This window comes from Micromonospora sp. NPDC047730 (assembly GCF_043204765.1).
In the GTDB taxonomy this organism is placed as follows: Bacteria; Actinomycetota; Actinomycetes; order Mycobacteriales; family Micromonosporaceae; genus Micromonospora.
In genome coordinates this window covers 156,755-182,848 of the sequence record NZ_JBIDCU010000004.1, presented here as the reverse complement: position 1 = coordinate 182,848, position 26,094 = coordinate 156,755, and the positions used below count along the sequence as shown (strand labels likewise).

Genomic DNA, 26,094 nt, shown 5'->3' with positions numbered 1-26,094 from the left:
GGGAGCCTCGCTGTGCGGCTGGCGGTCTTCGGTGAGCTTGTCGACCGTCGGGGTGAGTTCGGGTTCTTCGCGCCGTCGCCCCTGCCCGGTCCGCCGCTCGGCGGCGATGCCGCGGATCTGCCACCGCTGCTTCCTGGGGGCAAGCGGTGTGATCCGCCCTGCCGACGGTGGTCGGGATCACCCGATCCAGGGGTGGTGTGAAAAGGGCGTTAAGAAACGCCGGATCGCCGTGATGGTCGCGTTATAGCCCCTGTCGGTGAGGGGCGGGTGGCGTTGTGATTGCTCGGCGCGGCCGGATGGCGGCCGTGTCGAGCTGGTCCGGAATGAGGAGTCAGACGTGTCTGACGTGGTGTTCGTGGTGTTGACGATGGGGCTGTTCGCGGCTCTCGCCCTGGTGGTGAGGGGAGTGGAGAAGCTGTGAGCGCCGTCAACGTCATCGGTCTGGTGCTGGCGATCGGCCTGGCCGTGTTCCTGGTGGTCGCCCTGTTGTTCCCGGAGCGCTTCTGATGGCCGTGACGACAGCCGGCGTGCTGTTCATCGTCTCGCTCGTGGTGGCGCTGGTCGCCGTCCACAAGCCGTTCGGCGACCACATGTTCCGCGTGGTGTCCGGCCGGCGGCACTTCCGCGTCGAGCGGGGTATCTACCGCCTGGTCGGGGTCGACGCGGGCGCCGAGCAGTCCTGGGGTGTGTACGCCCGCAGCGTGCTTGCCTTCTCCGCCATCTCGATCCTGTTCCTCTACGCGTTCATGCGGCTGCAGGACCACCTGTGGCTCTCGCTGGGCTTCGACCCGGTGCTGACCCACGGCGCGTGGAACACGGCCGTGTCGTTCGTGACCAACACCAACTGGCAGTGGTACTCGGGTGAGTCGGCCATGGGGCACCTGGTCCAGATGGCCGGGCTGGCGGTGCAGAACTTCGTCTCCGCTGCCGTCGGTATCGCGGTCGCCGTCGCGCTGGTGCGCGGGTTCGCCCGCCGCCGCACGGGTGACCTGGGCAACTTCTGGGTCGACCTGACCCGGGTCACGCTGCGGATCCTGCTGCCGATCTCGGTGCTCGGCGCCCTCGCCCTGATGATCGGCGGGGCGGTGCAGAACCTCTCCGCCGGCACCGAGGTCACCACCCTGACCGGTGGCAGCCAGACCATCACCGGCGGGCCGGTGGCCAGCCAGGAGGTCATCAAGGAGTTGGGCACCAACGGTGGCGGCTTCTACAACGTCAACAGCGCCCATCCGTTCGAGAACCCGACCACCTGGACGAACTGGTTGGAGATCTTCCTGATCCTGGTGATTCCGTTCAGCCTGCCCCGGGTCTTCGGCCGGATGGTCGGGCAGAACCGGCAGGGGTACGCGATCGCCGCCGTGATGGCGGTCCTGGCGGTCGCGAGCATCGCCTTGACCAACGTCTTCGAGTTGGCCGGCGACGGCACGGTGCCGCAGGCGGCCGGGGCGGCGCTGGAGGGCAAGGAGATCCGGTTCGACGTGTCGAACTCGGCCACCTTCGCCGCCGCGACCACGCTCACCTCGACCGGCGCGGTGAACTCCTTCCACGACTCCTACACCGCGCTCGGCGGCATGATGCCGCTGGTCAACATGATGCTCGGCGAGGTCGCCCCCGGCGGCGTCGGTGCCGGCCTCTACGGGATGCTGATCCTCGCCGTGATCACCGTGTTCGTCGCCGGCCTGATGGTCGGCCGGACACCGGAGTACGTCGGCAAGAAGATCGGCGCCCGCGAGATCAAGTTGGCGTCGCTGTACTTCCTGGTCACCCCCGCGCTGGTCCTGACCGGCACGGCGGCGGCGTTCGCCACCGGCAACAACTCCACCGCGCTCAACACCGGCCCGCACGCTCTGTCCGAGGTGCTCTACGCGTTCACCTCGGCGAGCAACAACAACGGCTCCGCGTTCGCCGGCCTGACCGTGAGCACGCCGTGGTGGAACACCGCACTGGGGCTGTGCATGCTGCTCGGCCGGTTCCTGCCGATCATCCTCGTGCTCGCCCTGGCCGGCTCGCTGGCCCGCCAGCAGCCGACGCCCGCCGCCGAGGGCACCCTGCCGACCCACCGGCCGCTGTTCGTCGGCATGGTCGTCGGCGTCACGGTGATCCTCGTGGCGTTGACCTTCCTGCCCGCGCTCGCGCTCGGTCCCCTCGCTGAGGGGCTGTGACACCGATGAGAGAGAAGGACATGACGACCTCCACGCCGGCACCGCACGGTACGGCGGACGCCCCCACCTCCGGCACACCCGCCACCCAGGGCGACCGGGGCGGGGGACTGCTCGACCCGAGGCAGCTCGTCCAATCACTGCCCGACGCGCTGCGTAAGCTCGAACCGCGCACCCTGTGGCACAACCCCGTGATGCTGATCGTCGAGATCGGCGCGGCGTTCACCACCGTCCTCGCCGTCGCGGACCCGTCGGTGTTCGCCCTCGCGATCACCGGGTGGCTGTGGCTGACCGTGATCTTCGCCAACCTCGCCGAAGCGGTCGCCGAGGGGCGCGGCAAGGCGCAGGCCGCCGCCCTGCGCAAGGCGAAGGCGGACACCGTCGCTACCCGCGCCCTCGGCTGGACCCCGGGCGCCGCCCCCGGCACCTGTCGCACCGAGAGCGTCCCGGCACCCCAACTGAAGCAGGGCGACGTCGTCGTGGTCGGGGCCGGGGAGATCATCCCCGGAGACGGGGACGTCGTCGAGGGGATCGCCAGTGTCGACGAGTCGGCCATCACCGGCGAGTCGGCCCCGGTGATCCGGGAGTCCGGGGGCGACCGCAGCGCGGTCACCGGCGGCACCAGGGTCCTCTCCGACCGGATCGTCGTGATGATCACACAGAAGCCGGGCGAGAGCTTCCTCGACCGGATGATCAACCTGGTCGAGGGGGCGAACCGGCAGAAGACTCCGAACGAGATCGCGCTGAACATCCTGCTCGCCGCGCTCACGGTCATCTTCCTGCTGGCCGTCGTCACCCTCCAGCCTCTCGCGATCTTCTCGATGGGCCACCAGGCCGCCGCACCGGACACGCGGGCGATCACCGACGCCGGCGTCAGCGGGATCGTGCTGGTGTCGCTGCTGGTCTGCCTGATCCCCACCACCATCGGGGCGCTGCTCTCGGCGATCGGCATCGCCGGCATGGACCGCCTCGTGCAGCGCAACGTCCTCGCGATGAGCGGTCGGGCCGTCGAGGCGGCCGGTGACGTCAACACCCTGCTGCTGGACAAGACCGGCACCATCACGCTCGGCAACCGGCAGGCGGACGAGTTCGTCCCCGTCGAAGGGGTGGACGTCGCCACGGTGGCCGACGCGGCGCAACTGTCCAGCCTCGCCGACGAGACACCCGAGGGCCGATCGATCGTGGTGCTGGCCAAGAACGGGTTCGGCCTACGGCAACGCGAAACCGGGCTCATTCCGCACGCCACCTTCGTGCCGTTCACCGCACAGACCCGGATGAGCGGCGTCGACCTGACTCCCGACGCGACCGCCGACGGCGGTGTCGCCGGGCCGGCGCGCCGGATCCGCAAGGGCGCCGCCGCCGCCGTCATGAAGTGGGTCCGCGACAACGGCGGCCACCCCACCGAGCAGGTCGGCCAGATCGTCGACGAGATCAGCGGCATCGGCGGCACCCCGCTGGTGGTCGCCGAACACCTCGACGGCCAGCCGGCCCGCGCCCTCGGCGTCATCCACCTCAAGGACGTGGTCAAGGCCGGGATGCGGGAGCGCTTCGACGAGATGCGCCGGATGGGCATCCGCACGGTCATGATCACCGGCGACAACCCGCGCACCGCGAAGGCCATCGCCGACGAGGCCGGGGTGGACGACTTCCTCGCCGAGGCGACGCCGGAGGACAAGCTCGCCTTGATCAGGAAGGAGCAGGAGGGCGGCCGGCTGGTCGCGATGACCGGTGACGGCACCAACGACGCACCCGCGCTCGCCCAGGCAAACGTCGGGGTGGCGATGAACACCGGCACGTCGGCCGCGAAGGAGGCCGGCAACATGGTCGACCTCGACTCCGACCCGACCAAGCTCATCGAGATCGTGGAGATCGGCAAGCAGTTGCTGATCACGCGCGGCGCGCTGACGACCTTCTCGATCGCCAACGACATCGCGAAGTACTTCGCGATCATCCCGGCCATGTTCGCCGGCATCTACCCGAGCCTGGACGCGCTGAACATCATGCGGCTCTCCAGCCCCGAGTCGGCGATCCTGTCCGCGGTCATCTTCAACGCGGTCGTCATCATCGCGCTGATCCCGCTGGCGCTGCGCGGCGTCCGCTACCGGCCCGCCGCCGCGTCGCAGTTGCTCAGCCGCAACCTGCTGCTCTACGGCCTCGGCGGCATCGTGGTGCCGTTCATCGGCATCAAGCTCATCGACCTGCTCGTCCAGTTCATCCCGGGGATCTTGTGATGCGCCTACCGTCCTGGCTCGCCCAGCACCTGGCCGCGCTGCGCGCGGTGCTCGTCTTCACCGTCCTGCTCGGCCTGGCCTATCCGCTGGCCCTGGTCGCGGTCGGTCGGATCCCGGTCCTCGCCCACAAGGCCGACGGATCGCTCATCGAGGTGGACGGCCGGCCTGTCGGTAGCACGCTCATCGGGCAGTCGTTCACCGACGCCGACGGCAACCCCGTCCCGCGCTACTTCCAGTCCCGCCCCTCGGCAGCCGGCGACGGCTACGACCCCACCGCCACCTCGGCCAGCAACCTCGGCCCGGAGGACATCGTCGACACCATCGCCACCAACCCCGACGACAGCACGCGGAGCCTGCTCACCCAGGTCTGCGCACGCAGCAGGGCCGTCGGGGAGCTGAACGGCGTCGACGGAAGCCGCCCGTACTGCACGACCGACGGGGTCGGGGCCGTGCTGGCGGTGTTCCGCCGCGACGGGCTGACCGGCCCGGTCACCCGGGTGGTCAGCGTCAACCAGACCGCACCCGCCACCCCGTTCCTCGCCCGCTACGAAGGTGTGCCGGTCGAGCCGGCCACGCCGGGCGAGGACCACCGGGCCGCCGGGGCGACCATCGTCCCCATCCGGGGCGACGCCCCCGCCGAGCCCGCGGTGCCCGCCGACGCGGTCACCGCCAGCGGCAGCGGCCTCGACCCGCACATCTCTCCGGCGTACGCGCAGCTCCAGGTGGCGCGCGTGGCGGGGGAGCGCGGCGCGGACCCGGCCGCGGTCCGGCGCCTGGTCCAGGAGCACACCACCGGCCGGTCGCTCGGCTTCCTGGGCTCGCCCGGGGTGAACGTGCTGGAGCTGAACCTCGCGTTGGACGAACAATTCCCGGCACGCTGAACACGAGGGCGCCGGGCTGGGACGCTGGCACGGTCCCGGCCCGGCACCCCGTCACCCGACCCGCCGGTCACGCTGTGGAGAGGAATCCTGCTGTGCCACGAGGGGAACTGCGCATCTACCTCGGTGCCGCACCCGGCGTCGGCAAGACCTACGCCATGCTCGAGGAGGCGCAGCGCCGCGCCGAGCGCGGCACGGACGTGGTGATCGGGTTCGTCGAGACCCACGGCCGCAAGCACACCGCCGCCATGATCGGCGAACTGGAAATCGTCCCCCGCCGCGCGATCACCTACCGCGGCGCCGAGTTCACCGAGATGGACCTCGACGCGGTTCTGGCCCGCCGCCCCGAGGTCGCCCTGGTCGACGAACTCGCTCACACCAACGTGCCCGGCTCCCGCAACTCCAAGCGCTGGCATGACATCCAGGAACTCCTCGACGCCGGGATCACCGTCCTCACCACGGTAAACATCCAGCACCTGGAATCGCTGAACGACGTGGTCGCCCAGATCACCGGGACCACCCAACGCGAAACCGTCCCCGACCAGATCGTGCGCGCCGCCGAACAGGTCGAACTGGTCGACATGACCCCCGAGGCGCTGCGCCGGCGGATGGCCCACGGCAACATCTACCGCCCGGACAAGATCGACGCCGCGCTCGGCAACTACTTCCGCGTCGGCAACCTCACCGCCCTGCGCGAGCTGGCCCTGCTCTGGCTCGCCGACAAGGTCGACGAGCAACTCGACGCGTACCGGGCCCAGCAGGGCATCTCCGCCACCTGGGAAGCCCGCGAGCGGGTCGTCGTCGCGCTCACCGGCGGACCCGAGGGGGGGACCCTGATCCGGCGCGCGGCCCGGATCGCCGCCCGCAGCAAGGGTGCCGACCTCCTCGCGGTGCACGTCGCCCGCAGCGACGGGCTCGCCGGAGCCGACCCGGCGCAGCTCGCCCGGCAACGGGTGCTGGTGGAGAGCCTCGGCGGCACCTACCACCAGGTCCTCGGCACCGACATCCCCGCTGCGCTGCTCGACTTCGCCCGGGGCGTCAACGCCACCCAGCTCGTGCTCGGTGCCAGCCGCCGCGGCCGCTTCGCGCAACTGTTCTCCCGCGGGGTCGGCGTGACCACGACCGCACTGTCCGGGCCCATCGACGTGCACCTGGTCACCCACGCCGAGGTCCGTCGCGGACGGCCCGGACCGACGGTGCCGGCCGCGCTGTCCCGGCGACGCCGGCTGTACGGCTTCGCGCTCACCGTCGCGGGCATGCCCGCCCTGACCGCACTGCTCAGGGCGCTGCCCGACCTCACCCTCACCAACGACATCCTGATCTTCCTCGCCGCCGTCGTCGGCGTCGCGCTCGTCGGCGGGCTCTGGCCGGCGCTGCTCGCCGCGCTGGGCGGATCCCTGCTGCTGAACTGGTTCTTCACCCCGCCCTTCTACACGCTGACCATCGCCGAGGCGGACAACCTGCTCGCCCTCGGCGTCTTCGTCGGCGTCGCCGTGGCGGTCAGCTGGGTGGTCGACCTCGCCGCCCGGCGCACCCGCGAGGCGGCCCGCGCGTCCGCCGACGCGCAGACCCTCGCCACCGTCGCCGGCAACGTCCTGCGCGGGCAACGCCCGCTGCCGGCGCTGCTGGAACGGCTCCGGGAAACCTTCGCGCTGCGCGCGGTCAGCGTCCTGGAACTGGTCGCCGAGGCCGCCGGGCGCCCCGGCCGGGACCGGGAGGAAGACGCCTGGCGAGTCGTGGCCAGTGTCGGCGAGGCGCCGGCCGGCAGCCCGAGCGCAGGCGAAACGACGGTACCCGTCGACGACCGGCTCACCGTCGTGCTCTCCGGCCGACGGCTGGAGGCCGCCGACCGGCGCATCATCGAGGCGTTCGCCGCGCAGGCCGCCGTCGCGCTCCGGCAGGAACGCCTCGCCGAGGAGGCCGCCGCCGCCCGGCCCCTGGCCGAGGCCGACCGAATGCGCACCGCCCTGCTCGCCGCGGTCAGCCACGACCTACGCACCCCCCTCGCATCGGCAAAGGCCGCCGTGTCCAGCCTGCGCAGCCGCGACGTCGACTTCGACGCCGAGGACCGGGACGAACTGCTGGCCACCGCCGACGAGTCACTCGACCGGCTCGGCCGGCTGGTGGCCAATCTGCTCGACATGAGCCGCCTGCAGGCCGGGGCCCTCGGCATCACCGCCGCGGCGATCGGCCTGGAAGACGTCGTGCCCCGGGCCCTGGACGAACTCGGCCCGCAGGCGGCCGATGTCACCGCCGACATCCCCGCCGACCTGCCGGCCGCCACCGCCGACCCGGGCCTGCTGGAGCGGGTCCTGGTCAATCTCGTCGCGAACGCCCTGCGCCACAGCCCGCCCGGGCGGCCACCCACCATCACCGCCAGCGCCCACTCCGGCCAGGTCGAACTACGCGTCATCGACACCGGCCCCGGCATCGCCGAGGACCAGTGGGAACAGGTTTTCCTGCCGTTCCAGCGCCTCGGCGACCGCGACAACACCACCGGCGTCGGCCTCGGCCTCGCCCTGTCCCGCGGCCTCGCCGAGGCCATGGGTGGCAGCATCACCCCGGAGACCACACCCGGCGGAGGACTCACCATGGTGCTGCGGCTGCCCGCCGCCACACCGGCCGAACCCACGGAGGGCCCGCAGGAATGAACCGGATCCTCGTCGTCGACGACGAACCGCAGATCTTGCGCGCCCTGCGCATCAACCTGCGCGCCCGCGGCTACGACGTTGACGTCGCGGCCACCGGCGCCGCCGCGCTCAGGGCCGCCGCCAGCCACCCACCCGACCTCGTCGTACTCGACCTCGGTCTTCCCGACCTCGACGGCGTCGACGTCATCCGCGGGATCCGGGGCTGGACCACCGTCCCGATCATCGTGCTCTCCGGCCGTGCCGGCAGCGACGACAAGGTCACCGCCCTCGACGCCGGTGCCGACGACTACGTCACCAAACCCTTCGGCGTCGACGAACTCCTCGCCCGCATCCGTGCCGTCACCCGTCGGCACGGACCCGGTGCGGACGCGGCCAGCCCCACCGCGCGGGTCGGCCGGCACACCGTCGACCTCGGCGCCCACACCGTAACCCGCGACGACGGCACCGAGATCAGACTGACCCCCACCCAGTGGGGAGTGCTCGAAGCACTGCTCCGCAACCCCGGGAAGCTGATCAGTCAGCGCCAACTCCTCCACGACGTGTGGGGCCCGGGATACGAGACCGAGACCAGCTACCTGCGCCAGTACATGGCGCAGCTACGCCGCAAGCTCGAACCCGACCCCACCCGGCCCCGCCACCTCATCACCGAACCCGGCATGGGCTACCGCTACCAGCCTTGAACCGGCAGGACGCGACGCCGCGACCGTCCCACGTCGCTGGCAACCGCGCCGTGAGAGCATGCGGTTCATGACCCTGACCCGTCCGAGGGCAACGCCGAGGGCACGTACCGCGGATGGCCGTCGTACCTGCGCGGCGGGCGCATGCTGAACCGACGACCGACATGGCAGCGGCGTAGCAGCGGGCTGCGGCATCCGGCGCAGGTGATCGCTGTCGGTTTCGGCGTCGCGGTGGCCGTCGGCACCGGCCTGCTGTCACTACCCGTGGCCACCCGATCCGGCGAACAGGCCGACCTGGTGGACGCGCTGTTCACCGCGACCTCCGCCGTCTGCGTCACCGGCCTGGCCACCGTCGACACCGGCAGCTACTGGTCCGGCTTCGGCCAAGCGACGATCCTCCTGCTCATCCAGGCGGGCGGGCTGGGGATCATGACCCTCGCGACGCTGTTCACCGTGCTGCTGTCCCGCCGGCTCGGCCTGCGGGCCCGGTTCCTGGCCCAAGCCGAGACGAAGAGCCTCACCCTCACCGACATCCGTGCGGTGGTCCGCCGGATCGTGCTGTTCAGCCTCGTCAGCGAAGCCGTCGTCGCGGTGGTGCTGACCCTGCGCTTCGCCACCGCCTACCACATGCCGTTCGGCGAGGCGCTGTACGACGGGGTGTTCCACGCGGTGTCGGCGTTCAACAACGCCGGGTTCTCCACCAACGCCGACAACCTCGTCGGCTACGTCACCGACCCCTGGATCTCGTTGACCATCGCCGCCGCGGTCATCCTGGGCGGGCTGGGATTCCCCGTCGTGTTCGAACTCCTCAAGTGCTGGCGCCGCCCGGCGTTGTGGTCGGTGCTGACCCGCATCACCGTCGGCCTGACCGCCGTGCTGCTCGTTCTCGGCACCGCCGTTCTCACCCTCACCGAGTTCTCCAATCCGCGCACCCTCGGCCCGCTCGCCGGCCCGGAGAAGCTGCTGGCCGGATTCTTCGCCTCGGCCATGACCCGCACCGCCGGGTTCAACAGCGTCGACATCGGCGGGATGCGACCGGAGAGCCTGCTCGCCAGCGACGTGCTGATGTTCATCGGTGGCGGCAGCGCCGGCACCGCCGGCGGCATCAAGGTGACCACCTTCGGGCTGCTGGCGTTCGTGCTCTGGTCGGAGATGCGCGGCGAGATCCACGTCAACGTCGGTCGGCGGCGCATCTCCGCCAGCAACCAGCGCCAAGCCCTCGCGATCGCCCTGCTCGGCGTCGGCGCCGTGGTCACCGCCACGTTCCTGCTGCTGGCCATCACCCCGTACCGGCTGGACATCGTGCTGTTCGAGGTGGTGTCCGCGTTCGCCACCGTCGGCCTGTCCACCGGCATCACCGCTAACCTGCCACCAGAGGCCGACGTACTGCTGATCGTGCTGATGTTCGCCGGCCGCGTCGGTCCGCTCACCCTGGCATCGGCGCTGGCGCTGCGCGACCGTAACCGCCGCTTCGAGCTACCCGAGGAGAGGACGATCGTTGGCTGAGGCACCCACCGAACCGGTCGTTGTGATCGGGCTGGGGCGGTTCGGCACCGCCCTGGCTCTGGAGCTGGTCAATCGGGGCACCGAGGTGCTCGGCATCGACCACCGCCCGAAAGTCGTGCAGGCTCTCTCCGGGCAGCTTCCGCACGTGATCACCGCCGACTCCACCGACATCGAAGCCCTGCGGCAACTCGGCGTCGCCGAGTTCCACCGCGCCGTGGTGGCCATCGGCACCGACATCCAGGCCAGCATCCTCACCACCAGCCTGTTGTCCGAACTCGGTATCCCTGACATCTGGGCCAAGGCCATCAGCGCCCAGCACAGCAACATCCTCACGCGCGTCGGCGCCCACCACGTCGTCGCACCCGAACACGACATGGGCGAACGGGTCGCCCACCTGCTCTCCGGACGGATCCTCGACTACGTCGAAGTCGACGCCGACTTCGCCGTCGTCAAGACCACCCCACCCCGCGACATCGTCGGCGTACCACTGCGCGAGTCCCGGGTCCGTAGCAAGTGGGGCGTGACTGTCGTGGCCGTCAAGCCAGAGGCGGCCGTACCAGGCGGCAGACCACGCGTCTTCACCTACGCCACGCCCGACACGGTCCTCGCCTACGGCGACCTCATCCTCGTCGTCGGCACCGTTGACAACGTCGAACGCTTCGCCACCAGTGACTAGAAGCCGGTCAGGAATGGGCGTCGGCCCACATGATCGCGCTGCCCGTGGAAGGTCGCCGTTCGTCGCCAGGTGGATGAGCAGACAGTTGGTGCTGCGTCCGGCAACGTTCACGGGGTTTCCGGTGGGTTGTGGATCCCCGCCGAGTTGCCTTTCCCCTCCTGGTTGCCGAGTGTCGGCAATTGTCCTGCCCGATGTCGGCCGAATGCGGCCCTGGATGCCGGACGGGCGTGAGCGCCACGATGTGGAGCATGACCAACGACCTCGCCCTGCTCGCCGAGGACTTGACGAAGTTCTACGGCCAACGCCGCGGCATCGAAAGTCTCACCCTTGAGGTCCGCGTCGGGGAGGTGATGGGCTTCCTCGGGCCCAACGGCGCCGGAAAGACCACCACCATCCGGCTGCTGCTGGACTTCCTGCGGCCGACCTCCGGCCGCGCGACCGTGCTCGGGCTCGACCCGCGCCGGGACAAGGCCGCCCTGCACCGGCAGATCGGCTACCTACCTGGCGAACTGGCGTTTCCCGGCAGGGAGAAGGCAGAAGACCTGCTGCGGTTCTTCGGTGACGCCCGGGGCGGCGTGGCCTGGTCGCGGGTGACCGATCTGGCCGAGCGGCTCGACCTGGACCTGTCCCGCCCGGTACGCACCATGAGCAAGGGCAACAAGCAGAAGGTCGGCCTGGTGCAGGCGTTCATGCACCAACCGGCGCTGCTGATCCTGGACGAGCCCACCAGCGGCCTGGACCCGCTCATGCAGCAGGAGTTCCTGGCCATGGTCCGCGACGCCCGCGACGCCGGCCAGACCGTCTTCATGTCCTCCCACGTCCTCGCCGAGGTGCAGCAGACCGCCGACCGGGTGGCCATCATCCGCGACGGCAGGCTGGCCGCGGTCGAACGCGTCGAGTCGCTCGGCAAGCGGGCCGTCCGATCGGTGGAGATCCACTTCGACGATCCCGTGGATCCGGCGGAGTTCAGGGTCCTCCCCGGGGTCAGTGACGTGGCGGTGTCCGGGCCGGTGCTCCGGTGCACGGTGGATGGCCGCCTCGACCCCGTGATCAAGGCGGCGGCACGACACGAGGTCGTGGACATGCTGTCGGCCGAGCCCGACCTGGAGGAGACGTTCCTGTCGTTCTACTACCACTCGGAAGGAGCCGGCGATGCTTCCCGCGCTGGTGCGTAAGACCTGGCGCGACGACCGCCGGGCGCTGATCGGTTGGGCCGCCGGCGTCGCCCTCTTCACCGTCATCTACACCTCCTTCTACAGCCAGTTCCAGGGAGCCGCGGAACTGAAACAGGACGCCCTGCCCCAGGGAATGCTGGACTTCCTCGGCATCGCCGACATGCTCTCGCCGGCCGGCTACCTGCAGGCGACGATCTTCAGCCTGATCGGGCCGCTGCTGGTCCTCATGTGCGCGATCACGTTGACCGCCCGCACGATCGCCCGGCCCGAGGAGGACGGGGGCATGGAACTGCTGCTGGCCAACCCGCTGTCCCGTGCCGCCTTCGCCGGACAGCGCCTCGCGGCCACGGGCAGCGCCATCACGCTGGTCGCGGCCATCCCGGTGATCCTCCTGATGATCATCGTTCCCCAGGTGGGCATGGACATTCCCCTGTCCAACGTCGCGGCTGCCGGCGTCGGCCTGATCGCCCTGGTGTGGTGCTTCACCGGTGTCGCCTTCCTCGCCGGCGCGGCCACCGGAAAGCGGGGTACGGTTCTGGCGGTCACCGGTGTGCTCGCCGTCACCACGTACATGGCCAACGCCATCGGCGGCATGTCCGATGGCTGGCAATGGGTGCGCTGGCTGTCCCCGTTTCACTACTTCATCGGCACCGATCCGCTGCACACCGGCTGGCACCCGGTGCAACTGCTCGCCCTCGTGGCTTTCGGCGCTGTGACCACGATCGTCGGGGTATTCATGTTCGATCGCCGCGACGTCGGTGTCTGAAGCGGACCGTGGTGGCCGCCAGCAGTATCGGGGCGGCCACCACAACGCCCAGAAGGAACAGCCCAGGGGCGCTCACACCTGGCTGGCCCAAGGCTTCGAGGACCTCTTGCGCGCCCCAGCCGGCGACCAGCGGGGCGAGGCTGCCGCCCGGCTGGGCGCCCGTGCCGCAGATGAGGACCTGCAACCGCACGACCTCGTCGACCGCGTATTCGCCGCTGCCGGCGTCTGCTGGAACACGTCGCCCCTCGACCCCGCCGACAGCCCCACCGCCGTGTACAGCCGCGTCGCGACACTCTTGGACACCGCACATTCGGTGCTGTCGGCCGCCCTCGACGGCTACCTCGACCAGGCCCGCGCTGAGCTGGTTCGCCACGACACCGAACGTGCCGCGTTCGTCAATGACCTGCTCACCGGCCGAGCCGAACCCGGCAGCCTGGCCGAACGCGCTCACCGCTACGGCATCCGCCTGTCGGCCACCCACACCGTTCTGGTCGCCCGTACGCCCCGCCTCACCGCCGACCTCATCCACCGCGTCGACGCGGCGCTCGCCGCCCGGTTCGGCGCAGGTAACACCCTCACCACGCTGCGCGAAGGCGACCTGGTGTGCATCAGCGCCGGGGGCCTACGGGGCATCGACGCCGAACTGGCACACCTGCTCCTCGCCGAACTCGGCGCTGAAGGCTGGCAGGTGGCCGTCGGTCGCCCCCACCCCGGCGTGCGCGGCCTGGCCACCTCGCTGGACGAGGCCCGCAACGCCCTCGACCACGCCGCCAAACTCGGTTTCACCGCACCCGTCCTCAACGCCGCCGACCTGCTGGTCTTCCCCGTCCTGCTGCGCGACCGCGACGCGATCACCGACCTGGTCACCACCGTCCTGGGTCCCCTCACCACCGCCCGCGGCGGCGTGCAGCCCTACCTGGACACCCTGTCCGTGCTCTTCGACAACCAGGGCAACCACACCGCCACCGCCCGTCAGATGCACCTCTCCGTACGCGCGGTCACCTACCGCCTCGACCGCATCCACCACCTGACCGGTTACCACCCCAACGAACCCACCCAACGCTTCACACTCCACGCCGCCGTGCTCGGCGCCCGACTCCTCGGCTGGCCCGAGGGGGTGTCAGCAAGGTAGGTCGGCGTGCCGGCACTCCATGACTGCTGCGCCGTGTCAGCGGTGTGAGCCTGTCGAGCGCCCGTGGCAAGATCTGCCAGGTGCAGATCGGGATGCTTGGACCGTTCGAGGTCCGCACGGACGACGGCGTCCTGGCCGACGTGCCGGGCGCGCGGTTGCGCGGGCTGTTGGTCGCCCTCGCGCTCAGGCCAGGTCACGTAGTTCCGAAGGCGACACTCGTCGACTGGATCTGGGGTGGACACCCGCCCTCTGACGCGGCGAACGCCCTGCAACGCCTGGTTTCCCGGCTGCGAAAGGTGCTTCCGGAAGGGTTGGTCGAGGGGCAGACGGACGGCTACCGGTTGACGGTGGAGCCCGACGCCGTCGACGCCGTACGGTTCGAACGTCTCGTCGGCCGGGCCCGCGACGGCGAGGACCCGCAGCGGGTACGGCGGCTGCGCGAGGCCCTCGCGTTGTGGCGCGGTGCGGCCATGCAGGACGTCGGTCTGCCCGACAGCGCGGCGCTCGACGCGGCGGCCACCCGGCTCGAGAGGCTACGCGTGACCGCCATGGAGGATCGGTTCGACGCGGAGATCAGCCTCGGTCACGGTGCGGAGCTGGTCACGGAACTGACCGACCTGGTGGCCGTGCACCCGGTGCGAGAACGACTCGTCGCTGCGCTGATGCGTGCCCTCGCCGCGACCGGTCGCGATACCGAGGCGTTGCTCGTGTACCAGCGCACGAGCGAAGCCCTGGCCGACGCGCTGGGCGTCGACCCCTCACCGGAGCTGTCGGCACTGCACGTCGCGCTGCTGCGGGGCGAGCTGGGACGGCGGGAGGAAAGCCGGAGGACCAACCTGCGTGCCGAGCTGACCAGCTTCATCGGCAAGGACGACGCGGTCGCCGCGGTTGGCGCACTCGTCGCCGAACACCGGCTCACCACCCTGATCGGGCCGGGCGGCTCGGGGAAGACCAGGCTGGCCACGGAAACCGCGCGTAGGCTGCTCGACGACCTGTCGGACGGCGTCTGGCTGGTGGAGCTCGCCGCCGTCGGCGCCGACGGCGACGTGGTGCAGGCGACGCTCACCGGGCTCGGCCTCCGGGACGCTCTGCTCGGCGAGGCGCCGAACGTGGAGCTGATCGACCGGCTCATCGCCGCGATCCGGGAGCGGGAGGCGCTGCTGATCCTGGACAACTGCGAGCACGTGATCGAGGCGGCGGCGGCGTTCGCCCATCGGCTGCTCGGGGAGTGCCGGCGGCTGCGGATCCTGGCGACGAGCAGGGAACCGCTCGGCATCACCGGCGAGGCGTTGTGGCCGGTCGCGCCGCTGGCCTTGCCGGACGGGGACGCCAGCCCCGGCGAGATCGCGTCCTCTCCCGCCGTCCGGTTGCTGCGGGACCGGGCGAGCGCGGTGCGCAGGGATCTCGGCGTCGACGCCCACACGCTGTCGACGATGGCGCGCGTCTGCCGGGCGCTGGACGGGATGCCGCTGGCGATCGAACTGGCCGCGGCCAGGTTGCGCACCATGTCCGTCGACCAGCTCGCCAACCGGCTCGACGACCGGTTCCGCCTGCTGACCGGCGGCAGCCGTACCGCGTTGCCCCGGCACCGGACGCTGCGCGCGATGGTCGACTGGAGCTGGGAGCTGCTGACCGACGCCGAGCGAGCGGTCCTGCGCAGGCTCTCGGTGTTCTCAGGCGGGGCGAGCCTGGAGGCGGCCGAGCGGGTCTGCGCCGGCGACGCGGTCGAGCAGGAGGAGGTGCTCGATCTGCTCACCGCGCTGACCGAGAAGTCGCTGCTGGTCGCCGAGGGCGAGGGCGCTCCGCGCTACCGCATGCTCGTCACGATCAAGGAGTACGCCGCGCACCGGCTCGCCGAGGCGGGGGAGTCGGATCTGGCGCGCCACGCGCATCTCGTCCACTTCACCGAACTCACCGAGGAGGCGGAGCCGCAGCTTCGCCGCGCCGACCAGGTGACATGGCTTGCCCTCCTCGAGGCCGAGCACGACAACATCGCTTCGGCGATGCGCGGTGCGCTCGCGGCCGGCGAGGCGCATGCGGCGATGCGGCTGGCCGCAGGCGCCGGCTGGTACTGGTGGCTCGGCGGCCACCGGACCGAGGGCATGGAGCTGATCACCGCGGCCACCGAGACGCCCGGTGAGGTGCCCGACGAGATCCGGGCCACGGTGTACGCGCTCGTGGTGCTGTTCCTGAACTCCGGGCCGGGCGACGCACACCATGCGGCGGAGTGGATCCACAAGGCGTACGAGTTCAGCCGGCGCAGTCGAGGCAGCCACCCGGGGATGGCGCTCGTCGTCCCGCTGGAACGCATGTTGCGGGAGCCGGACGCGCTCCTGCCCGCCTGGGAAACACTGCTGGACCACGAGGACGCCTGGGTACGCGCACTGGCCCGGCTGCACCTCGGCAAGATGCGGATCATCCTCGGCCAGGACGGGCGGGATGTGGACGCGCATTTCGAGCGTGCGCTCACCGAGTTCCGGGCCCTCGGCGAACGGTTCGGGATCTCGTTCGCCCTGACCGAGCTGGCGGAGCTGATCGCCGTACGCGGTGAGTTCGCCGCTGCGTGCGAGCACTACGAAGAGGCGATCGCGGTCGTCACCGAAGTCGGCGCCATCGAGGACGTCATCCGGATGCGATCGCGACAGGCGCGGCTGTACTGGTTGCTGGGCGATGAGGATGCCAGCGCGGCCGCCACAGCCGAGGCGCAACGGTTCGCGGAACGGGTCACGTGGCCGGGCGCGCTGGCCGAGCTGGCGCTGTCGAAGGCGGAGTTCGCGCGCTGGAGCGGTGACGCCGAGGAGGCGTACAAGCAGCTCGGAGTCCTGACAGCTCTGCTGGGCAACGACGCGGAGCTGGCCGGCATCCGCGCGGGGACCCACGACCTGCTGGGCTACCTGACCGACGATGTCGACCAGGCCCGTACGCATCGCGTGGCGGCGTGTCAGGCGGCGATCGAGGCCGGCTACGCACCGTTGATCGCGCAGGTGCTCGTCGGCGTCGCGGACCTGGCGCTGCGTCGCGACGAGCCCGAGCAGGCCGCGCGGCTGCTCGCCGCGAGCGCTGGTGTGCGTGGACTGCCGGATCGCTCCCACCCGGATGTGGCCCGGATCGAGCAGACAGTGCGGCGCCGCCTCGGCGACGCGCGGTTCGCCGAGGCGGCTCGGGAGGGCACCGAGACGAGCTGGAGTCAGCTGGTCGAGGTCACGCTCGCTTCGTGAACGTGGAACGCGCCCACAGGTACCCGACGAGAGCGATGCCGACGCACCAGGCGAGGGCCGGGATCACGTCACCGGAGGACGGTGCACCGTTGAGGAACCCGCGCAGGGTTTCGATGATCGGCGTGAAGGGCTGATACTCCGCGAACTCCCGGAGCCCGGGCCCCATCTTGTCCGCCGGCACGATCGCGCTGCTGAAGAACGGCAGCATGACCAGCGGCACGGAGGCCAGACCCGCCGTTTCCGGAGACTTCGCCGACAATCCCAGGGCCACCGTGAGCCAGCCGGCCGCAAAACCGAGCAGCACGACCATGCCGATCGCGCCGAGCCAGTCGAAGAAACTCGCCGACGGGCTGAACCCCAGCAGGAAGGCCACCCCGATGAGGGCCGCAATGGCGACCAGGTTGGTCAGCACAGTGGCGATGACGTGACCGGTCAACACCGCACCGCGGGAGACGTGCATGACTTTGAACCGGTTGATGATGCCCTTCGTCATGTCGGAGTTCACCGCCGTCGCGGTGGACCCGAGCCCGTAACAGACCGCCAACAGCATCAGCCCCGGCGTCGCGTAGTCGATGTAGTCGACACCGACGTTGAAGGCGTCTCCGAACATGTACACGAACATCAACATGATCACGACCGGCATCAGGACCGCGTTGAACACCGAGGTCGGATTCCGGGCGATGTGCTTGAAGTTGCGACGCAACATGACCATCGAGTGGGACTTGGTGCTCATTTTGCGGCCACCTCCGTGGTACGGCCCGTCAGGGCGAGGAAAACGTCATCGAGATCCGGCGTCTGCACGGAGAGTCCCTCGGCACTGATCGCGTACTCGTCGAGCCGGTCCAGCAGAGCCCGCAGCGACCTCGTCCCGCCGTCGCTGGGAACCCGCAGGGCCAGTACCTCGTCGTCCCGGGTGGAGTCGCTGAGGACCCGCGCAGCCGCGTCGAGTTCGGCGACGGTGGTGAACCGGAGCCGGACATGAGTCCCGGGGATCTGGCGCTTGAGGTCGTCGGGGGTGCCCTGAGCGACCAGCCGGCCCTGATCGAGTACCGCGATCCGGTCGGCGAGCTGATCGGCTTCCTCGAGGTACTGGGTGGTGAGGAAGATGGTCACACCGTCGGCCACCAGGTCACGGATGATCGACCACATCGTGCGTCGGCTGCGCGGATCGAGTCCGGTCGTCGGCTCGTCGAGGAAGATGATCCGCGGGTTGCCGACGAGCGTCATCGCCAGATCCAGCTTCCGGCGCATACCCCCGGAGTAGGTCGAGACCGGCTTCTGCGCCGACTCGACCAGGTCGAACCGTTCCAGAAGCTCCGTCACGAGCCGCTTCCCGCCCTTGGCGGGCACCTGGCTCAGGTCCACCATCAGCTGCAGGTTCTCCCGCCCGGTCAGCAGTTCGTCCACCGCCGCGAACTGGCCGGTCACCCCGATCGCCGCGCGCACCGCCTTGGCCTCGGTCACGACGTCGTGTCCGGCGATGCGTACCGTCCCACCGTCGGCTTTCACCAGCGTGGTCAGCACGTTCACCGTGGTCGTCTTACCCGCCCCGTTGGGACCTAGTAGGGAGAAGATCGTCCCCGCGCGGACATCCAGATCGATGCCGTCGAGCACGACCTTGTCCTTGTATGCCTTGCGCAATCCTGAGACCGCGATCGCTGAACTTGTCATGCGACCACCATGGGCGCCCGGCCTGTCAGCCGCCTGACACGACCCTGACACGGCCACTGACACGGGGTTCTACCTCGTCACAGCGAATAGCCGTCAGCCTCGCTTCGCGGAACCTCAGCTCGTTGGCATGAGGGTGCGTCGCTACGCTCGCGACGGCTGCCAACCGGTTCAGCCGGCGGCGTGGGGCGGCCGGGCATCACCTCGGTGAGCTCGTCCACCACCTTTCTCCGCCTTGCGGTGCTCGATCATCTCGAACAGGTTGGCGTAGCGGTACAGGTGGTCGAAGTCCTCCAGCACCCCGAACTCGTACGCCTGCTTCAGGTAGGGGTCGGGCTCCATCCGCGCCACCCGCGCGGTCAGGTCCACCGCCACCTGCTCGTACGCGATCGTCGTCTCCAGCGCGCGCTCGGGATCGCCGGCAGCCAGTTCACCACCCGCTGTTGCTGCGCCTCGACGTAACGCAGGTACGCCAGCTTCCCTCGGCCCTGGCTCATCACCACCTGGGTTCCGGGCACGCCCGCCGACCGGACCCCCGTCACGCGAGCCTCCGACGCGGCCAGATCCATGGCCACTTTCCTGACGGCTCTCCACCAACCCGCCCCCAACGGCGCGCCCGCAGGCCGGGACCGCGGCGGGCCGCTGACCGACCACGCCGGGGGATTCGCCAAGGCGCTCACCTCCGCCACCGCGCGAGGGCTGATCGACGACCCGGACGCCGTCCGCGCCGTCTGGCACGACGCGGTCACCGCGCCTCAATGGACGGGCCCGGCGCTATGGCTCCACGCCGACCTGCACCCGGCCAACGTCCTCACCACCGACGGCACCTTCTGCGGCGTGATCGACTTCGGCGACCTCTGCGCGGGCGACCCGGCATATGACCTCGCCGCCGGGTGGCTCCTGCTCCCGGACGACACGACCGAACACTTCTACGCGGCCTACCAGCCGACCCCGGACACCGCCACCACGCGCCGCGCCCGCGGCTGGGCGATCGTACGCGCCCTCAGCGGCATCCTCATCGGCGACGACGGTGTCCACGGCCGTCCCGGCGGCAAGCCCAACTGGGGCCCACCCGCCCACGCCGCCCTGCAACGCCTCACCGCCACAATCCGCTGACCCGGCGATCGCCACGGCGTCCGACAAACGGCGTGATCAGCCATCCGCGCATCGGCACGATCGTACGTCGAGCGCCCGCACGTCTGTCACGTAACGCGACTCCACGTCGAGGACGTGGCCGGCGCGGCGGGTCTACGCCTCCCTAGGGTCCCCCCGCACCCGGAACGGGGTTGAAGTCGTCATCGACCAGGCCGAGCCGGTGCGCCAGCACCGCCGCCTGCACCCGGTTGCGCAGCACCAGCTTCTCCATCGCCGCGGACACGTGCGTCTTGACGGTGGTCACCCCCAGATGCAGCCGCGCGCCGATCTCCGCGTTCGACAGCCCAGCGCCGACCAGGGCCAGGACCTCCCGCTCCCGGACACTGAGCAGCCGCAGCGCCGCCGCCGACCGGACGGGCTCGCGTTCCCGGTCGTGGGCGGCGAGCGCCCGGCGCAGGACCCGGGCCAGCACCGGCGGCGCCAGCAGCGCCTCCCCCCGCGCCGCCCGGCGTACCGCGTCCACCAGTTCCTCCGGGGCGCCGTCCTTCACCAGGTAGCCGATCGCGCCCGCACCGAGCACGCCGTACACGTTGACGTCGTCGGCGAACGTGGTCAGCACCACCACCCGAGCGGACGGCTGCCGGTCCAGGATCCGCCGGGTCGCCTCGATACCGTCCATCCGGGGCATCCGCAGGTCCATGAGGATCACGTCCGGCCGCAGCCGCTCGGCGAGGCGGACCGCCTCGTGGCCGTCCCCCGCCTCACCCACCACCTCGAAGCCACCGGCCGTCCGCAGCAGCAGACCGACCCCCGCCCGGACGAGCGTCTGGTCGTCCACCACGAGCACCCTGATCATGTGTTCTCCCTGATCGGTAGCCGGGCCCGCACCCGCCAGCCACCGCCGTCCGTGGCCGTCGCGGCGAGCGTGCCACCGAGCAGGCCGACGCGCTCCCGCATCCCGTTCAACCCGTACCCGGACGCGGGCAGCACGGGATGCCGCTTCACCGGCCCGCTGTCCAGCACCTCCAGCAGCAGCCCACCGTCGACCACCCGGACGTCCACCGAGGCGATCGCCCCGGGCCCGGCATGTTTGAGGGTGTTGGTCAGCGCCTCCCGCACCACCCGCGCGGCCGTCGTCCCCACCACCAGAGGCACCCGGTCCAGCGCGGCCGGGTCGCTCATCTGGACCGCGACGCCCGCCTCCCGTACCCGTCGGGCGGCGTCCCGGATCACCTGCGCCGGCTCCACCTGGGGGTCGGCGGGCTCGACCGCCTCCGGGTCCCGGAGCACCTCCAGCAGCTCCCGCAGCTCGTCCAGCACCTGCCCGGCCGTGTCGCGCAGCTCGCCGAGGGCGGAGACCGCCTCCTCGGTCCGGCCCGTGTGCTGCACGGCGTACCGCGCCGCGCCGGCGCGCAGGGCGATCGCCGCGATGTGGTGGGCCACGATGTCATGCAGGTCCCGGGCGATGGCCGCCCGCTCGGCGAGCCGGGCCGCCCGCGTCTCCGCCGCCCGGCGCTCCTCCACCTCCCGGGCACGCTCCTCGGCCGCCACCGCGGCGTGCCGCACCCCGCGCAGGTACCGACCGAACGCCACCGGCGCAGCAACGACCCCGGCCAGCATGATCAGGCGGATCATCCCCGTGCCGCCGGAGAGGACCCCGGCGTCGCCGTGCCGCAGGACGTCAACCAGCGTCACCCCGAGGAAGAGGACGTAGGCCGCCGCCGTCGAGGCCCGGCCGCACCAGTACGCGACGTAGCCCAGCGCGACCGCCGCGGCGAGCTGCGCGGTGCCCGCTCCGGCCGGCGTCACCGCGTCGGCGACGAGCAGCAGCGCCGACTCCGCGAACAGCACCGGCCAGGGCCACCGCCGTACGGCCACCAGGGCGAGCCCGGCGAGAACCGCGAAGACCCCCGCCCACTCCTCGCGGGCCACCCCGGGCCGGGCGAGCCAGGTGCTGGCCAGCCCGAGGCCAGCCGTGACCAGCCCGAGCAGCAGCTCCCGCCACCAGCCGCGTCGCCCACCTATCACCTGGCCAACCATACGGAGGGACGGCGTCCCCGCCGGCCCTCCCATCGGCCGCCATGCCTCCTCCAGGTGGCCGATACGCCGACCGCCGGCACGAGCCCCGCCCCGCCGTCCCGTACCTAGCGTCAACCGGCGTGACCAGTGACGCGCCGACCTTCCTCGCCCAGTTCATCCGACACCCGCTCACCACCGGCGCGGTGTTGCCCAGCGGGACCACGCTCGCCCGGGACATCACCGCCGCGGTACCGCGGGTGGGGCATCCCCTGGTGGTCGAGCTCGGGCCGGGGACCGGGGCATTCACCCGGACCATCCAGGAACGGCTGGCCGGCCGCGGCCACCACCTGGCGGTCGAGCTCAATCCGACGTTCGCCACCGGCCTGGCCCGTCGGCACCCCACCATCGAGGTGGTACGCGCCGACGCCGCCACCCTCGGGGAGTTGCTGGCGGAACGCCGGCTGGTGTCCGCCGACGTGGTGATCAGCGGGCTGCCCTGGGCCGCCTTTCCCGCCGGGCGGCAGCGGGCGATCCTCGACGCCGTGGTCGGATCGCTCGGCGCTGGCGGAGTGTTCACCACCTTCGCGTACCGGCACGCGCTGCCGACCCGCCCGGCGCGGCGCTTCCACTCGCTGCTGACCAGGGCCTTCGACGAGGTGACCGTGGGCCGGACCGTCTGGACCAACCTGCCGCCGGCCCTGGTCTACCACTGCCGCCGCCCGCTCCACCTCGACCGCCGGCACGCGGGCCGCCCGCCAGCGAGGTAGCCGCACAGCGGCAGCTGGCCGGTTCTACGACTTCCCGGCCGAGCACTGGTACACCTACGCACCTCGAACCCGATCGAGTCCACCTTCGCCACCGTCCGGCACCGCACCCGCGTCACTAGGGGGCCAGGCAGCCGCGCCGCCGGCCTCGCGATAGCGTTCAAGCTCATCGAGGCCGCCGAGGACCGGTGGCGGGCGGTCGACGCACCCCACCTCGTCGCTCTCGTCCGCGCTGGCGCGCGGTCTACCAACGGACTCCCTGGTCGAACGTGAGGAGCCGCGCTGCCTGATGGACGCCCCCCAGCCGATGACCGACGAGGAACTCGCCGAGATCGAGGAGCTTGCCGACGCAGCGACTCCGGGTCCATGGTACGTGCGTCAACTCGACGATGACTTCGCCATGAGCCTGGTCGCCATCAGCACAATCCCGGACACCGGGCTCGCTGAACGCTGGCCGGACTTCGACCATCACGAGATGGTGGCCGCCACCCTCGTCCAGCACCCCCGCTACGTCGATATCGCGGACGAACGCTGGGACGAGAACGCCCAGTTCATCGCCAGCGCCCGCCGCGACATCTCACGCCTGATCGGTGAGATCCGAAGGCTCCGCCGCCTCCTCGCGGCGAACGGGGGAAAGACCACCGGGGACTGACCGGCCTTACGTCGACCACCCAGGTAGCCGATGAGAGCGCGTCGCTTGACCAGACACCCGCGCGATCAAAGCAGTTCGCCGGCGCAGCGTTCATGATCGCCGCAGCCATAGCAGGTGTATCGCATGCAGCCGGTGCAGATCCCGAGGTTTTCCAGCCGGTACCGGTCATGGCAGGTGGAACAGATCTCGCGGCTGGTGAGCATGGCGTTCCAGCCGACGGACCCGCCATTGAGTTCGTACGAGGCGGCGACGAACTCGGCCAGCTCGGCATCGTACGCCGGAGCCGTCGGGTCGCCGATCTTGCAGTTCAAGCTCCAGCAGTACACCGCGAAGAACGCCGTGCCGGTGACCAGGAAAGCGCGACCGCGTCCGTCCCGGACCCAGGCGTCACGGAGGTGCCGGACGCGTTCCTGGAAGGGTCGCGAGTCGTCCAACATCACGCGGTCGCCAGTCATCCTGGCATTATGCGGGCGGGGTCAAGTGGTGATCGGCACCAGATCACCTCGTTCAGCTCAGCCTGCATCTGCGCCGCGCATGGTTGGGGGCGGCCCCTGCCGCTCTGTGACCCAAGCCACATGCAGTTCCTGTCAGCAATCGGGGCGCCGTTCCGCTCAACTCGCGGAAGCAAGCGAACCGACGGGAGCAAAACATGAAGCACCGCATCGTCGTCCTCGGCGCCGGCTATGCCGGGGCCCACGTGGCTGGGAACCTGGCCCGCCGGTTGTCCCCGGCGGACACCGAGATCACCGTGGTCAACGCCGAGCCGGACTTCGTCCAGCGGCTGCGGCTGCACGAGCTTGCGGCCGGCCACGAGATCAAGGCTCCGAAACTCGCCGACGTCTTCGCGGGCACGGGGATACGGCTACGCCTGGCCCGTGTCACCGCCGTCGACCCCGAGCGCCAGGTCGTCGCCGTGGCCGACGCCGACGGCGGCGGCGAGCTCGGCTACGACACGCTTCTCTACGCGCTTGGCAGCCACGGCGACGACCACGGCGTCCCCGGCGTGGTCGAGCACGCCTTCGACATCGCCGCCCGGCCCTCGGCCCTGCGCCTGCGCGAGCGCCTGGGCAGGCGGGGCGAAGGCGGGCGTGTGCTGGTCGTCGGCGACGGGTTGACCGGCATCGAGACCGCCACCGAGATCGCCGAAGCCCGGCCCGGCCTGTCGGTGACGCTGGTCGCCCGCGGCGAGTTGGGCGCCCGGCTCTCCGCCGGAGCCCGCAGACACCTGCGCCAGGCCTGCGCCCGGCTGGGCATCACCGTCCTGGAGCACACCAAGGTCGAAGCCGTCGAAGCGACGCGGGTGCTGTGCGCCGACGGCACCGCCCTGGCGTCCGACGCAACCGTGTGGACGGCCGGGTTCGCGGTCAACCCCATCGCCGCCGCCAGCGGGCTGGAGGTCACCGAAAACGGTCGGATCGTCGTCGATCGCACCATGCGGTCGGTCTCGCACCCGAACGTCTACGCCGCCGGCGACAGCGCCTACGCCATCGGCGACAATGGCCGGCCGCTGCCGATGTCCTGCGCTTCGGCCGGCTTCACCGGCCAGCAGGCCATCGAGGCGATCGTGGGACGCCTCACCGGCCGTAAGATCGCGAACACCAAGCTGGTCTACCCGGGCAACCACATCAGCCTCGGGCGGCGGGACGGGATCCTGCAGCTGGTCGACGACGAAGCGCAAGCAAAGCCGAAGTACGTGGGCGGCCGGAAGGCCGCGCGGATCAAGTCGGGCATCCTCAAGGTCTCGCTGTGGGCCACCTCGCACCCGACCTTCGGCCTGCCCAAGCGTAAGCACCGCCTGGCCGCCGCGCCGGATGCGTCCGCCACGAAGGCGGTCGGCGTAGCCGCCTAGGGTGATCCGCGTGGACAGCACCACCACCGATCGCTTCGATGCCAGTCGGTTCGAGGCCAGCCGGAACCGGCTGGCCTCACTGGCGTACCGGCTGCTGGGCTCCGCCGCCGACGCCGAAGACGCCGTGCAGGATGCGTTCCTGCACTGGCAGGCCGCCGACCGGCAGCGGATCAAGGTGCCGGAAGCATGGCTGACCAAGGTCGTCACCAACCTGTGCCTCGACCGGGTCCGCTCGGCACAAGCACGCCGTGAACGCACCATCGGCGCCTGGCTACCCGAACCGCTCCTCGCCGGCGACCCGATGCTCGGCCCGGCCGACACGTTCGAGCAGCGCGAATCGGTCTCCCTGGCCGTGCTGACTCTCATGGAGCGCCTGTCACCCCTCGAGCGGGCCGTCTACGTTCTGCGCGAGGCGTTCTCCTGCAGCCACGCCGAGATCGCCGAGATCCTCGACATCACCGAGTCCGCGAGCCAGCAGCACCTCCATCGGGCGCGGCGCCACATCGCCGCCGCGCGCCGACGCGGCGGCGGCGAAGTCGACCCGGCGTCCGCCCGCAGGATCGTCGAGGAATTCCTCGCCGCTGCCTCCTCGGGCCGCACCGAACGGTTGGTAGCGCTGCTCACCGACGACGCGACCGCGATCTCCGACGGCGCCGGCCTGACCGAGACGCTGCAGCGGTACGACACTCCGCAGCGCGTCGCCGCCGTCGTACGGGCCGGCTTCAAACCCACACCCGCGAAACGGCGACTTGCCGGCGGCACGCCCGCCATCCACTACGCGCTCGTCAACGGCAGCCCCGCCATCCTCTTCGTGCTCGGCGACCAGGTCCTCGGGGCCGTGGCGTTCGACATCACCAACGGCAAGATCGCAACCGTGCGCGGCATCGCCGCCCCCACCCGCCTCGCCCGCCTCGCCGAAGCCTGGCGGCAGCACGAACCGGACACGCCGCTCATCGCCCAGTGGTGACCCGATGCCGG

23 protein-coding genes and 2 pseudogenes are annotated in these 26,094 nt (G+C 70.9%); 18 read left to right on the top strand and 7 right to left on the bottom strand.

All coding sequences use genetic code 11. The annotated features are described in order from the left end of the window. Positions 1-417: 417 nt before the first annotated feature. From kdpF to ACGF5G_RS12800, 12 genes are all read left to right on the top strand, one after another. A complete protein-coding gene (gene kdpF / locus ACGF5G_RS12855; RefSeq protein WP_350704204.1) occupies positions 418-507 on the top strand; it encodes a K(+)-transporting ATPase subunit F in 90 nt (29 codons plus the stop codon). Further along, positions 507-2,162: a potassium-transporting ATPase subunit KdpA gene (gene kdpA / locus ACGF5G_RS12850; protein WP_393262081.1), complete on the top strand. Its 1,656-nt coding sequence runs from the start codon at positions 507-509 to the stop codon at positions 2,160-2,162. Before kdpF ends, kdpA begins: the two co-directional genes overlap by 1 nt. 20 nt (positions 2,163-2,182) lie before the next feature. Then, on the top strand, positions 2,183-4,390 hold the full coding sequence (gene kdpB, locus ACGF5G_RS12845; RefSeq protein WP_393262079.1) for a potassium-transporting ATPase subunit KdpB: 2,208 nt from the start codon (positions 2,183-2,185) through the stop codon (positions 4,388-4,390). Beyond that, the gene (locus ACGF5G_RS12840) at positions 4,390-5,271 is read left to right on the top strand and encodes a potassium-transporting ATPase subunit C (RefSeq protein ID WP_393262076.1); all 882 of its coding nucleotides are present in this window, start codon (positions 4,390-4,392) and stop codon (positions 5,269-5,271) included. Before kdpB ends, ACGF5G_RS12840 begins: the two co-directional genes overlap by 1 nt. Before the next feature lie 92 nt (positions 5,272-5,363). Beyond that, positions 5,364-7,919: a DUF4118 domain-containing protein gene (locus ACGF5G_RS12835; protein WP_393262074.1), complete on the top strand. Its 2,556-nt coding sequence runs from the start codon at positions 5,364-5,366 to the stop codon at positions 7,917-7,919. Next, entirely contained in the window at positions 7,916-8,599 is a 684-nt protein-coding gene (locus ACGF5G_RS12830; protein ID WP_393262071.1) for a response regulator, read from the top strand. The genes ACGF5G_RS12835 and ACGF5G_RS12830 overlap by 4 nt, the downstream gene beginning before the upstream one ends. 141 nt (positions 8,600-8,740) lie before the next feature. Then, positions 8,741-10,102 carry a TrkH family potassium uptake protein gene (locus ACGF5G_RS12825; RefSeq protein WP_393262069.1) on the top strand — a complete coding sequence of 454 codons (1,362 nt, stop codon included), beginning with the start codon at positions 8,741-8,743 and terminating at the stop codon, positions 10,100-10,102. Then, positions 10,095-10,778 carry a potassium channel family protein gene (locus ACGF5G_RS12820; protein ID WP_393262066.1) on the top strand — a complete coding sequence of 228 codons (684 nt, stop codon included), beginning with the start codon at positions 10,095-10,097 and terminating at the stop codon, positions 10,776-10,778. Before ACGF5G_RS12825 ends, ACGF5G_RS12820 begins: the two co-directional genes overlap by 8 nt. Positions 10,779-11,026: 248 nt before the next feature. Continuing rightward, positions 11,027-11,953 (top strand): ABC transporter ATP-binding protein, encoded by a 927-nt coding sequence (locus tag ACGF5G_RS12815; RefSeq protein ID WP_393262063.1) that lies wholly within the window; start codon positions 11,027-11,029, stop codon positions 11,951-11,953. After that, on the top strand, positions 11,931-12,719 hold the full coding sequence (locus ACGF5G_RS12810; protein WP_393262061.1) for an ABC transporter permease subunit: 789 nt from the start codon (positions 11,931-11,933) through the stop codon (positions 12,717-12,719). Before ACGF5G_RS12815 ends, ACGF5G_RS12810 begins: the two co-directional genes overlap by 23 nt. Then, the gene (locus tag ACGF5G_RS12805; RefSeq protein ID WP_393262059.1) at positions 12,712-13,851 is read left to right on the top strand and encodes a PucR family transcriptional regulator; all 1,140 of its coding nucleotides are present in this window, start codon (positions 12,712-12,714) and stop codon (positions 13,849-13,851) included. The genes ACGF5G_RS12810 and ACGF5G_RS12805 overlap by 8 nt, the downstream gene beginning before the upstream one ends. Before the next feature lie 80 nt (positions 13,852-13,931). Continuing rightward, positions 13,932-17,069: a BTAD domain-containing putative transcriptional regulator gene (locus tag ACGF5G_RS12800; protein WP_393262057.1), complete on the top strand. Its 3,138-nt coding sequence runs from the start codon at positions 13,932-13,934 to the stop codon at positions 17,067-17,069. On the opposite strand, the gene ACGF5G_RS12795 is transcribed toward ACGF5G_RS12800, so the two are convergent. From ACGF5G_RS12795 to ACGF5G_RS12780, 4 genes are all read right to left on the bottom strand, one after another. Next, a complete protein-coding gene (locus tag ACGF5G_RS12795) occupies positions 17,053-17,802 on the bottom strand; it encodes an ABC transporter permease (RefSeq protein WP_393262055.1) in 750 nt (249 codons plus the stop codon). The genes ACGF5G_RS12800 and ACGF5G_RS12795 overlap by 17 nt on opposite strands. Beyond that, complete coding sequence (locus tag ACGF5G_RS12790; protein WP_393262053.1) at positions 17,799-18,740, bottom strand: ATP-binding cassette domain-containing protein; 942 nt, start codon at positions 18,738-18,740, stop codon at positions 17,799-17,801. The genes ACGF5G_RS12795 and ACGF5G_RS12790 overlap by 4 nt, the downstream gene beginning before the upstream one ends. A gap of 168 nt (positions 18,741-18,908) precedes the next feature. Next, on the bottom strand, positions 18,909-19,106 hold the full coding sequence (locus ACGF5G_RS12785; protein WP_393262050.1) for a hypothetical protein: 198 nt from the start codon (positions 19,104-19,106) through the stop codon (positions 18,909-18,911). Next, the gene (locus tag ACGF5G_RS12780) at positions 19,097-19,255 is read right to left on the bottom strand and encodes a hypothetical protein (RefSeq protein WP_393262049.1); all 159 of its coding nucleotides are present in this window, start codon (positions 19,253-19,255) and stop codon (positions 19,097-19,099) included. The genes ACGF5G_RS12785 and ACGF5G_RS12780 overlap by 10 nt, the downstream gene beginning before the upstream one ends. Here ACGF5G_RS12780 and ACGF5G_RS12775 point away from each other — a divergent pair. After that, positions 19,215-19,853: pseudogene (locus tag ACGF5G_RS12775) on the top strand (phosphotransferase); the annotation flags it as partial. The gene ACGF5G_RS12780 and the pseudogene ACGF5G_RS12775 overlap by 41 nt on opposite strands. Positions 19,854-19,995: 142 nt before the next feature. Here ACGF5G_RS12775 and ACGF5G_RS12770 read toward each other — a convergent pair. Beyond that, complete coding sequence (locus ACGF5G_RS12770; protein WP_393262047.1) at positions 19,996-20,688, bottom strand: response regulator; 693 nt, start codon at positions 20,686-20,688, stop codon at positions 19,996-19,998. Next, complete coding sequence (locus ACGF5G_RS12765) at positions 20,685-21,860, bottom strand: sensor histidine kinase (protein WP_393262045.1); 1,176 nt, start codon at positions 21,858-21,860, stop codon at positions 20,685-20,687. The genes ACGF5G_RS12770 and ACGF5G_RS12765 overlap by 4 nt, the downstream gene beginning before the upstream one ends. Before the next feature lie 131 nt (positions 21,861-21,991). Here ACGF5G_RS12765 and ACGF5G_RS12760 point away from each other — a divergent pair, with 131 nt between their 5' ends. The 3 genes and pseudogenes from ACGF5G_RS12760 (at position 21,992) to ACGF5G_RS12750 (ending at position 23,267) form a co-directional block, all read left to right on the top strand. Continuing rightward, complete coding sequence (locus tag ACGF5G_RS12760) at positions 21,992-22,618, top strand: class I SAM-dependent methyltransferase (RefSeq protein ID WP_393262042.1); 627 nt, start codon at positions 21,992-21,994, stop codon at positions 22,616-22,618. 22 nt (positions 22,619-22,640) lie between these two features. Then, positions 22,641-22,888, top strand: a pseudogene (locus tag ACGF5G_RS12755) (IS256 family transposase); the annotation flags it as partial. Positions 22,889-22,904: 16 nt separating this feature from the next. Continuing rightward, entirely contained in the window at positions 22,905-23,267 is a 363-nt protein-coding gene (locus ACGF5G_RS12750; protein ID WP_393262040.1) for a hypothetical protein, read from the top strand. Between the two features lie 65 nt (positions 23,268-23,332). On the opposite strand, the gene ACGF5G_RS12745 is transcribed toward ACGF5G_RS12750, so the two are convergent. Beyond that, entirely contained in the window at positions 23,333-23,722 is a 390-nt protein-coding gene (locus tag ACGF5G_RS12745; RefSeq protein ID WP_393262037.1) for a hypothetical protein, read from the bottom strand. 194 nt (positions 23,723-23,916) lie between these two features. Between ACGF5G_RS12745 and ACGF5G_RS12740 the strand changes: the two genes are divergently transcribed. Next, a complete protein-coding gene (locus tag ACGF5G_RS12740) occupies positions 23,917-25,116 on the top strand; it encodes an NAD(P)/FAD-dependent oxidoreductase (RefSeq protein WP_393262035.1) in 1,200 nt (399 codons plus the stop codon). A 10-nt stretch (positions 25,117-25,126) separates the two neighbouring features. Further along, positions 25,127-26,083 (top strand): sigma-70 family RNA polymerase sigma factor, encoded by a 957-nt coding sequence (locus tag ACGF5G_RS12735; protein ID WP_393262032.1) that lies wholly within the window; start codon positions 25,127-25,129, stop codon positions 26,081-26,083. The last annotated feature ends 11 nt before the right edge of the window (positions 26,084-26,094 follow it).

Bases quoted from the DNA above. Each gene is read 5' to 3' on its own strand.
- ACGF5G_RS12795 (WP_393262055.1), bottom strand. From the start codon at position 17,802: ATGAGCACCAAGTCCCACTCGATGGTCATGTTGCGTCGCAACTTCAAG.
- ACGF5G_RS12830 (WP_393262071.1), top strand. From the start codon at position 7,916: ATGAACCGGATCCTCGTCGTCGACGACGAACCGCAGATCTTGCGCGCC.
- ACGF5G_RS12840 (WP_393262076.1), top strand. From the start codon at position 4,390: ATGCGCCTACCGTCCTGGCTCGCCCAGCACCTGGCCGCGCTGCGCGCG.
- ACGF5G_RS12825 (WP_393262069.1), top strand. From the start codon at position 8,741: ATGCTGAACCGACGACCGACATGGCAGCGGCGTAGCAGCGGGCTGCGG.
- kdpB (WP_393262079.1), top strand. From the start codon at position 2,183: ATGACGACCTCCACGCCGGCACCGCACGGTACGGCGGACGCCCCCACC.
- ACGF5G_RS12750 (WP_393262040.1), top strand. From the start codon at position 22,905: ATGGACGCCCCCCAGCCGATGACCGACGAGGAACTCGCCGAGATCGAG.
- ACGF5G_RS12745 (WP_393262037.1), bottom strand. From the start codon at position 23,722: ATGACTGGCGACCGCGTGATGTTGGACGACTCGCGACCCTTCCAGGAA.
- kdpA (WP_393262081.1), top strand. From the start codon at position 507: ATGGCCGTGACGACAGCCGGCGTGCTGTTCATCGTCTCGCTCGTGGTG.
- ACGF5G_RS12770 (WP_393262047.1), bottom strand. From the start codon at position 20,688: ATGATCAGGGTGCTCGTGGTGGACGACCAGACGCTCGTCCGGGCGGGG.
- ACGF5G_RS12810 (WP_393262061.1), top strand. From the start codon at position 11,931: ATGCTTCCCGCGCTGGTGCGTAAGACCTGGCGCGACGACCGCCGGGCG.
- ACGF5G_RS12790 (WP_393262053.1), bottom strand. From the start codon at position 18,740: ATGACAAGTTCAGCGATCGCGGTCTCAGGATTGCGCAAGGCATACAAG.
- ACGF5G_RS12740 (WP_393262035.1), top strand. From the start codon at position 23,917: ATGAAGCACCGCATCGTCGTCCTCGGCGCCGGCTATGCCGGGGCCCAC.
- ACGF5G_RS12815 (WP_393262063.1), top strand. From the start codon at position 11,027: ATGACCAACGACCTCGCCCTGCTCGCCGAGGACTTGACGAAGTTCTAC.